The organism is Lysinibacillus sp. 1 U-2021 (genome assembly GCF_029916965.1).
GTDB lineage: Bacteria > Bacillota > Bacilli > Bacillales_A > Planococcaceae > Lysinibacillus > Lysinibacillus capsici.
The window spans coordinates 4872812-4887708 of sequence record NZ_CP123966.1; the positions used below are offsets into that span (position 1 = coordinate 4872812).

The following is a 14897-nucleotide window of genomic DNA, read 5'->3' on the forward strand; positions in this document are numbered from 1 at the left end:
TATAGAGATAAGCTGGACGTGAAGGTGAATTAGTAGCACGCTGGATACTGGATAAAGTGAAAATTAAAAAGCCTTTGAAACGCTTATGGATTTCCTCTGTTACAGATAAGGCAATTAAAGATGGGTTTGCCAATCTAAAGCCAGGTAATGCATATGATAATCTATATGCCTCTGCTGTAGCTCGCTCAGAGGCAGATTGGTATATCGGGCTTAATGCTACTCGTGCTCTAACTACCCGCTTTAACGCACAGTTGAATTGCGGACGTGTACAAACACCAACAGTAGCAATAATTGCTGCACGTGAAGATGAAATTAAAAACTTTAAGGCACAAACTTATTATGGTATTGAAGCGCAAACAACTGACAACTTAAAGCTCACATGGCAAGACCAAAATGGTAATAGTCGTAGCTTTGATAAAGATAAAATCGATACACTGGTGAAAAAAATAGGAAATAGCAATGCTATTGTTGCGGACATTGAAAAGAAACCTAAAAAATCATTTGCACCTGGACTTTATGATTTAACTGAATTGCAGCGGGATGCCAATAAAATCTTCGGCTACTCAGCGAAAGAAACATTGAATCTCATGCAAAAACTCTATGAGCAACATAAAGTGTTAACTTATCCACGTACGGATTCTCGCTTTATTTCACAGGATATCGTTGCCACACTACCAGAACGCTTAAAGGCCTGTGGTATTGGTGAATATCGCTCCATCGCCAATAAACTGCTTACTAAACCAATCAAGCCAACAAAGGCCTTTGTCGACGATAGTAAAGTATCAGATCATCATGCAATTATTCCAACAGAGGGCTATGTAAATTATTCAGCTTTCACAGATAAGGAACGTAAAATTTATGATCTTGTTGTAAAGCGTTTCCTAGCTGTTCTACTCCCTGCTTTTGAATATGAGCAACTAACACTTCGTGCAAAAATTGGCGATGAAAGCTTTATTGCTCGTGGAAAAACGATTTTATCATCTGGCTGGAAGGAAGTTTATGAGCATCGCTTTGATGATGAGGACACAGCAGATGACGTAAAGGAACAAATACTACCACGCATTGAGAAGGGCGATATGTTAAAAGTAAAGCTTCTTGCCCAAACTTCTGGTCAAACAAAGCCACCTGCTCGATTTAACGAAGCTACACTTTTATCAGCCATGGAAAACCCAACAAAATACATGGCAACGAATAATAAAAAATTAGCCGACACATTAAAATCTACGGGTGGTCTTGGCACAGTCGCAACACGTGCAGATATTATTGAAAAGCTTTTCAATTCCTTCTTAATAGAAAAGCGTGGTGGCAAAGATATTTACATTACCTCTAAAGGTCGTCAACTACTCGACCTAGTGCCAGAGGAATTGAAATCCCCTGCCCTGACAGCAGAATGGGAGCAAAAGCTTGAGCTTATTGCAAAGGGTAAGCTAAAAAAAGATGTATTTATTAGCGAGATGAAAAATTACACAAAGGAAATTGTTACAGAGATTAAGGGTAGTGACAAAAAGTATAAGCATGATAATATCTCTACCAAATCCTGTCCTGATTGCGGTAAACCGATGCTTGAAGTGAATGGCAAGAAAGGAAAAATGCTTGTCTGTCAAGATCGCGAATGTGGTCATCGTAAAAATGTCTCACGTACCACAAATGCACGTTGTCCACAATGTCATAAAAAATTAGAGCTTCGTGGAGAAGGCGATGGTCAAATTTTCGTTTGTAAATGTGGCTATCGCGAAAAATTATCAGCCTTTGAAGCAAGACGCAAAAAAGAAGGCGGAGGCAAGGTCGACAAGCGCTCCGTACAAAAGTACTTAAAGCAGCAAAACAACGAGGAGCCTGTGAACAATGCACTTGCTGAAGCATTGAAGGGGTTAAAGTTCGATTAATTAAAAAGAGCAAATTCACTCTATATGTGAATTTGCTCTTTTATTATGCATACTCATCCCTTCTAAACATATCTTGAATTGACTGAATATTCTATATCGAGGGAGGTTTTTAATGGAAGCAAAAGATTTTAGGCCACGTAATGTAATTTTTATGACGGTTGTTGTAGGTGTCTCTGTGTTAATTGGCCAAGCTATTTATGTCTTGTTTATTGATGTACCTTTTCCATAAGAAAGATTTATATCTTTAATTGACTAAGTAAATATTTCCCATTATTGATTATTTCCTGATGATTCGGTTTCCATTTTTGTGCCTCTAGATTATGCTGATAGGCATTTTCAAATAACCGTAACCCCCTGTATAAAAGGCTTAATTGTAAATGAGGAATCCATGTTGAATAAGCATGCTTTTGGATAGTCATTGTATCGGCAGGAGCTTGTTGCAAGGCTTGAGAGTACCAGTAAATAGCCTCTTTATGTTTTAATTGCTCCATAAAAAATTGGCCCATTCGGCAACATGCTTCTGGCTTTGGTCGATCATATAGGAAAGATTGCAAAACAGCTTGCTGTGCTTGTTGATCATCATGTAAACATCGATAGCATTCCCCTACTTGTAAACAAGCCTCAATGCGATTATCTGTAGTGCCTAAGTTGCTATCCAAAAATAGATTGTATTGATTAATAGCTTCTAGATAACGGTGATGTAATTTTAGTTCATTCGCATAATGAAATGTCTCAATTGCTGAAAGAGAATGTCCATTCTTTACTAATGCCTCATAAATATTTATATTGCGATGAATATCTTTCGTTAACGGTAAATGTGTGACAGCGATATCACTATGATAGAGCTGCCCTGACACCCTTAAATTCTCATGAACAGCACCCTCCCATTGAAAATGATTCGCCCTTTTTACTAAACGAAACTTTCGTTCACTACACTCCACTTCCCCATCACAATCAAGCGTCAAATAATAATCCATTGTTACAGCATCAATAGAAGGAAATAACGTTTGCTTTAGCTGGCTGAATTTGTGCTGATTTTCCTTTGTCATAACATCATCTGCATCAAGCCATAAAATATAGTCTTTTGTTGCCTGCTGAAAGGAAAAATTTCGTGCTTTGGCAAAATGATTACACCAGGAAAAGTCATAAATTCGAGAGGTAAAATTTTGTACAATCTCTTTTGTACGATCAGTTGAGCCAGTATCAATAATATTAATCTCATCCACGAGGTGCTGAACAGAATCTAAGCATCTTTCAATCGTACATTGTGCATTTCTAACAATCATACATAAACTAATCGTTAACATCTGTCCCCTCCTTAGCAATGGTTTAATTTATGCTAATGCAGTATTTTATCGAAAAAATTTTTCGATTATCACCTAACTTTGTAAATTTATAATGTAAAACAAAAAAACGAACGCGATTTACGTTCGTTTTTTTAGCAATTGAAATCCTATTGAATCAAGATAAATATTGCTCACGCCATGTTAATTGTTCTTCTTCTGTAAGCTGTTGCTCTAAATGATGATCCCATTGATTGAGTAATGTATTCCATACTCGTACAAATACGATATCCTGTTCCTTATCATAAAGAACAAACTCTAAACATGGGCTATCATTAATTTGTTGCGCCTCTGTTTGAACAATTTTTGCGATGACTTTCTGAGAGCTACCTTCCTCTTTTTCATCCGCTTCCTGTAAAGCTGCAATCACCATGGACTCCTCAAATTGTTCCTGTTGTTCTGCCTCTTTGTCAATATAACGATAAAGCTCTGGCAATTCATCATATTCATCATTACTTGTATCAATAGTGAGAAACGATTGATGGCAAGGACTAAAGTAAAGCGTGGAGGTTTCTTCCTCTAGTTCTTCTTCAAAAATACCTCGTTCTAGCTGCCTCTGACCTTTTTCAGTTAGCCTATAGAAATCATCTTCATTCCTCACAAGGTTTACTCGAATCATTAAAGAAACCAAGTCTTCAATAAATAACGGGTCTACAAGCAATAACTCGCTCAATTCCTGTGCGTTGCTAAAATCCGCCTCTTGGATACTAAGCAGAAGCATTGTCATTAAGACATCCATTGTTGAACGACGAACAGGCTCATAGGTCACATCAACTGTTCGAATGGGAATACACCATTCAGCCGTTTTGACAATTTTAATATTACGATTCTGCTGAAGCTCACGCATTAGTCGTTGTTGTAATTTTGACAATCTACATCACCAATCCTTCATGATTACGCAAGCCATCGTAGGATTTTACTGTTTTTAACAAATTCGCATACATCTCTCTTGTCTCTTGATGTTTTGCACGTTTTGCAAACATTTCTGCACTTCCAACAAGCAGTAGTAACTCACGGGCACGAGATAGCGCGACATTTAATCGACGATAATCTCTGGCAAAGCCAATATCCCCGCCTTTAGGTGTATTACGAACCATGCTCACTAAAATGACATCCATTTCCATCCCTTGGAATTTATCAACAGTCCCTGTTCTAAATTGCAGATGTGGTAGCTGTAATTCTTGCTGAAGAAGACGATTAATTTTCTTTACCTGCTCACCGTAGAAACTGATGACACCAACGCTTTTTTGAGCATCCTGCGGCATACGCCCTGCTTCTTTTGCTGCCTTCACAGCTTCATTGAGATCTAGTAAAATACGTCTAATTGTGAGCAATTCTCCTTCATTAAAACGACTCGTTCCCCCTTTTACTTGCTCCTCTAAATAAGGTTTTTCTGTTGGAATATCAATCCACAGTAAATGGTCATCACGTTTTATAAACTGCCCTTCTAAGCCATGATCTCTTGCTGCATCTGAATCTGGTAAGCCACATTGCAAGCCATTTTCTTCTTCCGCATAAAACGGTGTGATACTTTGCATGATTTTCTCATGCATGCGGTATTGCAATGCTAGCATTTGCTTATGTGTTGGTGGCAAATTATTAAATAAACGCTCAAATAATGATTCACGCAACAGATTTTTTAATTCCTGTGCGCCTTCAAAGTTTGGATTTTCTTCTAGCATTGCCTTTAATGTTTCCTCCAGCGTATCATCCCCAAGTAATGGTGGTAGCTGATGATGATCACCTACTAAAATTACTTTCTTCCCCTTTAGCATTGGTAAGAGCAATTCTGGTGGTGTTGCCTTTGAAACTTCATCAATAATAACCACATCAAAGGTCGGATAATTTTCCATAAACTCCTTACTGGCAGAAGCTACGCATGTTGTACCAATAACGTTCGCATGACGCACATACAATTTTCGAATTTCATCTAAATCATACTCTGTTGCGTTTTGTAATTTTTCACGCCATTGTTCTTGTAGTTTTTTGTGAAGAGGTAGCTGTTTTTCCTGATGTTGGAATGCTTCGATTGCTTGCTTTGCAGTTTGAATAGCTTCCTTCACCTCTTCAGCCGTTCGTTCTGGCATAGATTGTAAAAGCTTTGTATAGGTAGCTAGTTGCTTTTCTTTCTTCAATCCTGCTATATTAATATCTTTTATTTGTTCTTCTATAAGCGTTAGCTGCTGTTCTACTTCCTGCAAGTTTGTTTGGACAGTCTGTAAAGAGGCTTGTTTAGGAACGAGTTGTACTTTAGCCTGTTCCACTGCCTCCAGTTGCTGCTTTGCTTGTAGAAGAGACTCTCTAGCTTGTGAGGCAAGAATTTTTAAATAGTCTACAGATTCTTCTGGTTCTTCAGTAATTTGAAAGGCGTTTGCTAATTGTTGTAACCGCTCAGTATGCTGGATAAATGGTTGGAGCTGCCGCTGGTAACTTTGCACATCAAAGCTAGTTATTGCACATTCCTGATGAATTAAAGTTCCAAGATTTTTACGAAAAGTTTCGTATTCCTGATCTTTATGCTCTTGCTGTTGCTTTAGTGCTATACCCTTTTGCCAAACAAAATCACGACGCATATATAGCCCGAGCAAATAACTTTCAATAACATCACTTGCTGGTGCTTGACCATCTTGAAAAGCCGTGTTTAATTGTGCGAATACACCAGTAAGGTTTTGCAAAGAAAACGATTGTACCGGTTGTAGTCTACTTTTAGCAAGGGCACGCTCCTTGCCTTCATGCGTAACCAAAGCCTCAAGCTTCACAATTGCTTTTTGTAAACGCGCATTAATCGTTGACCATGCCTCTAAATCTTTCGCATCCTCTAAATGCTGCAAGCGATCAATTTGTTGCGAAAGTACATGAGAAGGGCGAATTTGATAATGCTGTAAAAAACGCTGGATAAGCTCAAATGAGGTTAAGGTGTATATATATTTTTGCGCTTCCTTCATGATTACTAGACGATTACTTTCGATTTCATATTTCTGCTGTATCTCTTCAAATTGCTGTGTTAACTGGTGCTTTTGTTCTTGTAGTTCTTTATATTGAGCAGCAGCCTCTAGATGATTCACTTTTTCAGTAGTTTCCTGAATCGTTCCCTGTAGTTGCTCGACTGAAGGGTAATCAGCAAGGGTCTGTTCAAGCTGCTGTACAATTGGCTCAATTTGTGCGAGCTGTTTTTCATAATGCTCTTTTTGAGTCTCACATGTTTGTTGCTCTGTTTTAGCAGCCTTCAATTCTTTTTTTAATGCTTGAATCTCCTGCTGTAAAATGGGTTCCTCAATAGCTGCCTGCTCTTTTGCAGCAATTTCCTGTGTTAATTGCTCTAGCCATTGCTCTAATTTCTCTAGCTCCTCTTTTGCTTTTACCAGATTTGCTTCTAGCTCTTGCTGACGTTCTGGAAATATTGTAATTGCTTCTTCAATCGCAGCAAGTGTCTGCTCACGCCACTGAAGCGCAACATTTTCCTCTATAAATTTTTTACCCTCTTCCTCAATACTTTCCGTTCTACCATAGCGTAAAATTCGAATTTCTTGATTGGACAGTAAGCGTCCTAATGCATTATCTACAGCTAAATTAGACTGTGAGGCAACAAGTGTTTTTAAGCCTGCTTTTACATTTTGCTGACAAATCTCTGAAATGACAGTTGTTTTCCCCGTACCAGGTGGACCCTGAATGACATACAAATCCTCAACTGATAGTGCACCTAAAACGGCTCGTCGTTGATATTCATTTAAATTATTATGAAACTCAATATCTTCGCGTAGCTTGGATGCGCGAACTGTAGGACGCCGCTCAAACAATATTGTTTCTAAATTAGGGTTTACTGCCTCACCCTTTTCTAGCTTTGTAAAACCATTACGTAGTCGTCGAATTTGGCTTAATGTTGCAAAATTACTAAAGCTCGTTTGTTTTGAACGAAGATTCAGCTGGTCCTTGCGAGCCAAATCCTGTATAAAAGGCTTTACATCAATTTCTACCGTTTGCTTTCCTGCATTAGCCTTAATAACCTGTCCTATTTCGCCTCGAATTCCTTGAATGCTAACACTTAAACCATCTAACCTTTTCCATTCTTTACTCTTTATGTAGGGACATACAATGGTTAAGCGTGTAAAGTCTTCATTGAAATAGCTTTGCTTAAATTCTGTATGAATATCATCAATGGTTGCATCTCGTTCTTGTATTTTTAAATAGCCTTCCCAGCTGGCTATACGCTTTTTTACATACTCTGTACGTTCTTCTGCAATCGGTAACTGTCTTATTTTGGTGTGCAAATCAAGTGGAATACCTGCTCCATTATTAGGCTTCGTCACAAATTGTAATGCGGCTGCTAAGCGACGATTTGTGTTAATAGGTCCACGCATATGGACAAATCGAATATTGGTTGCCAGCAATCCTTCCACCTTTAGCACACAATCCATAATAACCGTTTTCTCAGCAAGAAGATCGCTTAATTTTTCATTGTCCTCCGCATTAAAATAGATGGATAAAAAGGTTTCACCAACTGTTTTTGCTTTTCGTTTTTCAATATAGACAGTAAAAGATCTTTGTAACGCAAAAAAGGCATGCTCGTTTGCTGAGCATTCCTCTACCGCTTCCTTCGCCTTATTGGTCAAAATAAGATTACAGCGTTGTTTTTCTAGTAAAGCGATGTCCTGCATGAGCAGCCCTCCTTCCTGTGTCACTAAAGTTTTATTTTATCACATCCTAAAACAATACTTACAAAGAAAAATCCCCTGCACAGTGATTTCTTACCACCGTACAAGGGCTATCTTAATGTTGGTCAATTGTTTCCTTCGGCAAGTTCTTGCTCATTTCACAGTATTGAACAAATACTCGAGCTAATTCACGTAAACGACTATGAACGTCTTCATCTACAATAGTATTATTTGCATCGAAATGTGATGTATGTGTATACACATAGTTTGGCGTAACAAGCGCTCGGAAGTAGTCTAAAATAGGTTTTAGCTGATTTTCGACTACAAGGTGATGCTGGTATGTGCCTCCATTTGCAACAATAGATACGGGCTTATAGCGCATTGTTTTAGGGTGTAAGAAATCAAAGGCATTTTTCAAAACACCTGGAATGGACGCTTGGAAAATAGGCGTTGCAATAATGTAAGCGTCTGCCTCTTCAAATTGTTGAATCATTTTTTTCATATCATCATTTAATGGAGAACCATCCACAATTTGATGCTTATATTGACTAAAATGCATCATTTCTAACTCGAAACTAGCATCTAATTCTTTAATATATTGCTCCACTTGCTCTAAAATAGCACCAGTTTTACGACCAAACATCGTGCCATCTACGAGTAAAATTTTCATCTTTACTTTGCCTCCACATTCATCTTCTACAATAATATTGTAACAAATGAAAAGTGGCTCGGAAAGGATTGTCATGACAATTGATATAAATTCAGTCTTTAGACGGAACGACGAATTTAATCCTAAAATTAATTATCCTGATCACGTTGTCGGAAATGGACTTCCTTATCAATGACCGTTTCCTCAAGCTTATATTTATCTCGATTAATGACAACCTCACGATTAACTTTCTCGCCTTCATTCAGCTTATCCCAATTAAATAATGTCTCTCTTGAAATGTCCTCTTCTGGTATTTCCGGATACTCTAATGTAGCTAACTCATCTGAAGGATAAATAGTGACTGGCTGTTGTTTACCATATAAGGCAATGATAATCATAGCCTTTGCCACTTGTGTAGCTTCAATTGCTCTAGAACGTTTTAAAGGTCCAATCAATAAAGGCTGTGCAAGCTTTAATAATTTTTCTCCTGCCTTTTCTCCTAATCGAAATTCATCACGGTTCCCTACTAAGAGTGATGGGCGAATAATGGAAAGCCTTTGTAAACCTAGTTCCTCTAAATCACGCTCAAGTTTACCTTTAACTCGATTATAGTAAAATGGAGAATTTTCATTAGCTCCCATTGCCGTAATCACAAGAAAATGAGGGATTCCCCGTTTTTTTGCTAAAGAGGCAATTGCTAACGGGTATTCAAAATCTACCTTTTCAAACATTTCACGAGAGCCTGCCTTTTTAATGGTTGTACCTAAGCAACAATACAATTCATGAGCAAATCCTATATCGTTTTCTTCTATTCTATCAAAATCACGAATTTTCACTTCTAACTTTGGATGCGTATAAGTTAGCTTTCTTCGTGCAATAACTGTTACTGAAATATACTCATCATTTTCACATAATTGTTCAACTAGAGCGGAGCCGGTTAAACCAGTCGCCCCTACAACAATCGCTGCACGCATACTCATTTTTTCTCCCGTCCTTCTACTTATTGATAGTATATCAATTACGCTTATCTTGACACATCGGAGTTAAACAAAGCATCCCATCATCTCCATTTGTAGAGGGATTTTTCGAACCAAGATAAAGAACTTCCAATTGTTATGTATATTCCTACAATTCGCCTTACTATATATATCGACCATTTTTTTAATGATTAAAACTGATTAAAGATAGCTATTTTAGAAGATTCCGCTAGAGACAATCATGATCAAATCCTAAATTTTACACATACTTGCCCTTTCTTCGCCATAATTTAAAGAGACAGAGGAAAGGATGGGATACATTTGCAAAACGAAACACACGCAATTGAACCAAAAAAAACGATTGTTTTCATTATTGAAAGCTGTATTGATAAAGGGCTGTATCCTTTTGAACGGGTTTCAACATTAGCTAAACTACTTTCGAATGAGAAGGTTTTTATCTTTGTAAAGACTCCTTCAAATGACGGTATTCAAATTTTAATGAATGAAGGAGTTACGCCTATTCTATTTGATCACTTTAACGAATTACCTAAGCAAATCAAAGGACTTCAACCTGATTTAATTGTTAGAGATGGGCGAAATTCTGAAAGCTGGCAAGTAGAGGAATTACGACCATTCTGCAAAACAATTATTCATTTTGATGATTTTGGTGAAGGTGGCCAAGCCTGTGATTGTGTACTACTAGCACTCTATCAAGAAGTGAAAGATTATTTACCAGCGCATTATATTGGTGGAAGCTTTGTTTTTGCCCTGCCAGATGCATATCAGCATTTCGATAATATACCTGATAGTAAAACACCTGAAAATCCGCCTCATATCGTTGTTGCTTTCGAGGATGGGGACGAGCATAATTTAACGTATCGAACACTTCGACACCTAACTCAGCTACAAATACCACTACAAATTACAGTTATGATTGACGACAGCTATCGCCATGCAACGGATGACTTGCAAATGATGGTACTTAGTCGTCGCAATACTGCTATTCTTCGAGATAAAGATGCACTCCTCAGACTACTACCTAAAGCAGATGTCATTATTTGTAATGCTAACTATACACCTTATAAAATTGCCTCTTATGGCGTGCCATGCATTACACTTGCGCAAACTGAAGCTGAGCTTTTACATGCTTTTCCTCGTGAGCATAATGGCTTTATCCATCTAGGACTTGGTCGTAAAATGAAGCAATCACAAATCCAAAATGCTGTCATGGAATTTCTTTTACACGAAGCTCGCAGTGAACGAGCAGTGAGAAAACAGCGACAACTCAATCTTGCTGGTAATAATGAAACACTTCAAGCTTTACTCTTAGATTTTGCTTACGATCGTCATAATATCGCTTCTACTTAGTGCTACTTCGAAGATGATTATGATACAATATATAAGAATTTTTCACTCCAACAGCTCTTACAGTAGTTGGGACATAAGTAAATTCAACAAGTACCCGATTGATTTTAAAGAATAAGCGGTGGGGGATTCTTAAAACCTCCATCGCTTTTACACGCATTCACTATAAAAATATTCTCAAAAGGAGTAGTCTTCATGCCAACAAAAAGTGATATTGAATACCAAATTAGAGAGTTAAAAATGGACTATATGAATTTACAAGGTGATATAGAAAAGTTGGAGTCTACTGGACACAACGATCAGGTAGCTAAGGCAGAGCAACGTCTTGCGAATATGGAAGCTCAATTAGCAGAACTTAACAAGCAGCTTGCAGAACTATAAAATGTAAACAAGAAAGATAGTTGGAGGAACAGATATGGCAATATTAACAGTAGAAAATTTAGGTCATTCTTTCGGTGATCGTACACTCTTTAAAGATGTATCGTTTCGCTTAGTGGAAGGTGATCATATTGGACTTGTAGGGGCTAATGGTGTCGGTAAGTCTACATTAATGGGTATCATTACAGGTCAAACGATCCACGATACAGGAAAAGTTGAGTGGCTGCCTGGTACACACTATGGTTATCTAGACCAACATACCGTACTAACGGCTGGTAGAACAATGCGTGAAGTGTTACGCGATGCCTTTTTACCATTATATAAAAAAGAAGAAGAACTGAATGAAATTACAGGCAAGATGGCAGACGCAACGCCTGAAGAATTAGAAGTACTTTTAGAACAAATGGCAGAAGTACAAGATGCATTAGATGCAGGAGATTTTTATTCATTAGATATGAAAATTGAAGAGGTGGCACGTGGACTTGGACTTGATGCCATTGGCTTAGAGCGTGATGTAGCTGCCCTTTCTGGTGGACAACGTACAAAGGTACTCCTCGCTAAGCTTTTATTAGAAAAACCAAAAGTACTTTTATTAGATGAGCCGACGAACTATCTTGATGAGGAACATATTACTTGGTTGAAAATTTATTTAAAGAATTATCCATATGCTTTCCTTCTAATCTCACATGATACAGAATTTATGAACGAAACAGTGGATGTCATCTTCCAATTGGAATTTTCTAAATTAACTCGTTATACTGCAACATACGAAAAATTCCTTGAACTTGCTGAAATCAATAAACGTCAGCATATTGAAGCCTATGAAAAGCAACAGGAGTTCATCAAGAAGCAAGAAGATTTTATAGCCAAAAACAAGGCTCGTTACTCCACTACTGGTCGTGCAAAATCACGCGCTAAGCAACTTGATCGTTTAGAGCGAATTGATCGCCCAGAAACAGCTGTAAAACCAGAATTCGGTTTTAAAGAAGCCCGTTCATCTAGCCGCTATGTTGTAGAGGCTGAGAACTTAGTGATTGGTTACGATAAAGAAAAGCCATTACTTCCTCCACTTTCTTTTGCGATTGAACGAGGTGAAAAAATTGCTTTAGTCGGTATGAATGGTGTTGGTAAATCCACATTATTAAAAACAATGTTAGGTAAAATTAATGCGCTTGGTGGGAAAGTAGTCCGTGGTGACTACCTATATCCTTCCTATTTTGAACAGGAAGTAAAAGCTGAGAAAATCACGCCTATTGATGATGTTTGGAATGCATTCCCTTCTATGGAACAAGCCCAAGTACGTGCAGCTTTAGCAAGAGCAGGCCTAAAAACTGACCATATTACACGTCCGCTTAATTCATTATCTGGTGGCGAGCAAGCTAAAGTGCGTTTATGTAAATTAATGATGGAGGAAGCTAACTGGCTTCTCTTCGACGAACCGACAAACCATTTAGATGTAGATGCAAAAAATGAATTAAAACGTGCCATGAAAGAATTTAAAGGTACCATTGTGCTAGTAAGTCACGAACCTGATTTCTATGAAGGACTCGTAACAAAAGTCTGGAATGTTCAAGATTGGTTTACTTCTGGACAACAAGGCCAAGACTAATTATTTCAAGGGCAGCTCCAACATGTTATGGGGCTGCTCTTTTAAATTTTTTAACTTCTATGTATAAATAGCCTCATTTAAACATACTATAATCAGTGGACTAACAATTTTACTCCTACTTCCAACTAACTCTCTCCTACGAGACAACATAGAATTCTAGTAGTCCCTATTCATTCAACATCGATTTTATAGCTTAAAAAGACATTTTCTATAGAGTTAACATAAACTTACATCATTGTAAGCTGAATAAACGAAACTTTTTACGCTTATCTTCGTATATTTTAATATAGCTGAAAAAATAATAATTCGATTGAGAAATTTTTTCAATTAACTATTGATTTATATATAGCTTACTAGTAAGATATATATATATAAACTATTAACTTACTAATAAGCTATTTGTAAAATATAATCTAAAAAAGAAAGCGAGGAATGAAGAATGACAGTTACAATTTACTCACAAGCGAGCTGTTCTTCATCCAGAAAAGCACTTAAATGGTTAAAAGATCACAACATAGAATATAAAGAAAAACGTATTACATCTCACCCACTTACACTTGCAGAATTCAAAGAAATTTTAAGTATGACTGAAGATGGCACGGATGAAATCATTGCAACAAACTCAAATGACTTTAAAAATTTAAATATCGACATCGACCAACTTTCTATTCAAGAGCTATTTGCTATTATTCAGGCACATCCAAGAATGTTGCGTAGTCCTATTATAATAGATGAAAAACGTATTCAAGTTGGTTACAATGAGATGGACATCCGTCGTTTTATCCCACGTAAAGTACGTGCTTACGAATTAAATGCGATGACAAGATTGGCACAAGAAAGTTAAAACAGTTTTGGAGATGACCTTCTATGGACCAAGAAAAACAAAAAGCCATTACCTCGTTGTTTGAAGTCGTTTCATCTATTGAGCGTAAGTGGGCAAACGAGTGGAATAATCATAATGTACTCGGCTTTTCAAAATCCCATATTTTAATTTTAGACTACTTATCGCAGGAGGGCCCAAAACGCCCTTCTGCTATTGCTGAGCGGTTAAAAGTAACTACTGGTGGTGTCACCGTTTTAACAACCAAGCTGATAAATGGTGGCTTTATTGAAAAAACACAGCATGCCACAGACCGCCGTGCTTCTCAACTAGTCATTACGGCTGACGGTGAAAACATATTAAAAGAATCTCGTCAACAAGTGAGTGAAATCATTAATAATATGTTTGGTATGCTAACAGCGGAGGAACTGCAAACCTTACGATCTATTTTTTCTAAATGTTTATTGGATGTGGAGACAAATCGACCAGATTAAAGCACAATAAAAAGATGCATTTGCAACTATTTGCGAATGCATCTTTTTTGATTAGTCGACCAAATACTTCCGTCTAAGTACTGTGATGTGCGACCAATCTGCTTTATTACGCTGGTAGCACAGATTCCACAATAGCTGTATCTGACATGAGCATTTCTTTTAATCGAGCCTTTGCACGGAATAAACGAGATTTCACAGTACCAATGGAAACTTTCATAATTGTAGAGATTTCTGCAAGTGAGTATTGGTCTATGTAGAAATACCATAAAGTCTTTCTATAAATCGCATCTAATTGCTCCATTTTATCCTGGACTAGTTTTGTCACAATGTCCTTTTCAATTTTTTCTTCTGTAGAAATATCGTTATTGGGAACCAAATCTAGAATCGGCACGTCTAATGTTTCAGGTTGGTTCATCATATATTTGCTACGTCGTACTTTTTTACGATAGCGATCTCTAAATGTATTCATTGTAATAGTTGTCAGCCAAGCTTTAATATGCTCTACTTCGGCCACGCTATCTTCATAGCGTACAACCTTAACCCAAACTTCTTGCATTAAATCTTCAGCTTCTATATTATTGCGAGTTAGTTTTAAACATAAATGATATATATAACGATTGTATTCCTCGTATACGCCTTCTAATTTTTCATTCATTGTGTATGCCTCCGCTTCTTGTTCTTGCTTCTATACACATTCTCGCAAAATAATGTATTACACTCTATC

Annotated in this window: 11 protein-coding genes and 1 pseudogene; 6 read left to right on the top strand and 6 right to left on the bottom strand. The window is 37.3% G+C overall.

Annotation, left to right across the window (positions count from 1 at the left end):
* Positions 1–11 precede the first annotated feature (11 nt).
* Positions 12–1886: pseudogene (locus QH639_RS25760) on the top strand (DNA topoisomerase III); the annotation flags it as partial.
* A gap of 236 nt (positions 1887–2122) precedes the next feature.
* Here QH639_RS25760 and QH639_RS25765 read toward each other — a convergent pair.
* The 5 genes from QH639_RS25765 to QH639_RS25785 all read right to left on the bottom strand — a co-directional run bounded on the left by QH639_RS25765 (position 2123) and on the right by QH639_RS25785 (position 9510).
* Complete coding sequence (locus tag QH639_RS25765; protein WP_131520716.1) at positions 2123–3193, bottom strand: glycosyltransferase family 2 protein; 1071 nt, start codon at positions 3191–3193, stop codon at positions 2123–2125.
* Positions 3194–3347: 154 nt separating this feature from the next.
* The gene (locus QH639_RS25770) at positions 3348–4100 is read right to left on the bottom strand and encodes a hypothetical protein (protein WP_259419738.1); all 753 of its coding nucleotides are present in this window, start codon (positions 4098–4100) and stop codon (positions 3348–3350) included.
* Position 4101: 1 nt separating this feature from the next.
* Positions 4102–7884, bottom strand: a complete 3783-nt coding sequence (locus QH639_RS25775) for a DEAD/DEAH box helicase (protein ID WP_281115462.1) — start codon at positions 7882–7884, stop codon at positions 4102–4104.
* A 112-nt stretch (positions 7885–7996) separates the two neighbouring features.
* A complete protein-coding gene (locus QH639_RS25780) occupies positions 7997–8551 on the bottom strand; it encodes an NADPH-dependent FMN reductase (protein ID WP_131520713.1) in 555 nt (184 codons plus the stop codon).
* Positions 8552–8679: 128 nt separating this feature from the next.
* Positions 8680–9510 carry an oxidoreductase gene (locus QH639_RS25785; RefSeq protein ID WP_237899195.1) on the bottom strand — a complete coding sequence of 277 codons (831 nt, stop codon included), beginning with the start codon at positions 9508–9510 and terminating at the stop codon, positions 8680–8682.
* A gap of 318 nt (positions 9511–9828) precedes the next feature.
* Here QH639_RS25785 and QH639_RS25790 point away from each other — a divergent pair, with 318 nt between their 5' ends.
* The 5 genes from QH639_RS25790 to QH639_RS25810 all read left to right on the top strand — a co-directional run bounded on the left by QH639_RS25790 (position 9829) and on the right by QH639_RS25810 (position 14173).
* Positions 9829–10875 carry a PseG/SpsG family protein gene (locus tag QH639_RS25790; protein WP_281115463.1) on the top strand — a complete coding sequence of 349 codons (1047 nt, stop codon included), beginning with the start codon at positions 9829–9831 and terminating at the stop codon, positions 10873–10875.
* A gap of 192 nt (positions 10876–11067) precedes the next feature.
* On the top strand, positions 11068–11253 hold the full coding sequence (locus QH639_RS25795) for an SE1832 family protein (protein WP_004225556.1): 186 nt from the start codon (positions 11068–11070) through the stop codon (positions 11251–11253).
* A gap of 34 nt (positions 11254–11287) precedes the next feature.
* Positions 11288–12859 (top strand): ABC-F family ATP-binding cassette domain-containing protein, encoded by a 1572-nt coding sequence (locus tag QH639_RS25800; RefSeq protein WP_281115464.1) that lies wholly within the window; start codon positions 11288–11290, stop codon positions 12857–12859.
* Between the two features lie 439 nt (positions 12860–13298).
* Entirely contained in the window at positions 13299–13703 is a 405-nt protein-coding gene (gene spx / locus QH639_RS25805) for a transcriptional regulator Spx (RefSeq protein WP_004225558.1), read from the top strand.
* 23 nt (positions 13704–13726) lie between these two features.
* Positions 13727–14173 (top strand): MarR family winged helix-turn-helix transcriptional regulator, encoded by a 447-nt coding sequence (locus QH639_RS25810; RefSeq protein WP_131520710.1) that lies wholly within the window; start codon positions 13727–13729, stop codon positions 14171–14173.
* A gap of 106 nt (positions 14174–14279) precedes the next feature.
* Here QH639_RS25810 and QH639_RS25815 read toward each other — a convergent pair whose 3' ends face one another.
* Positions 14280–14828, bottom strand: coding sequence for an RNA polymerase sigma factor (locus tag QH639_RS25815; RefSeq protein ID WP_036078118.1), 549 nt, complete (start codon positions 14826–14828; stop codon positions 14280–14282).
* Positions 14829–14897: the final 69 nt, after the last annotated feature.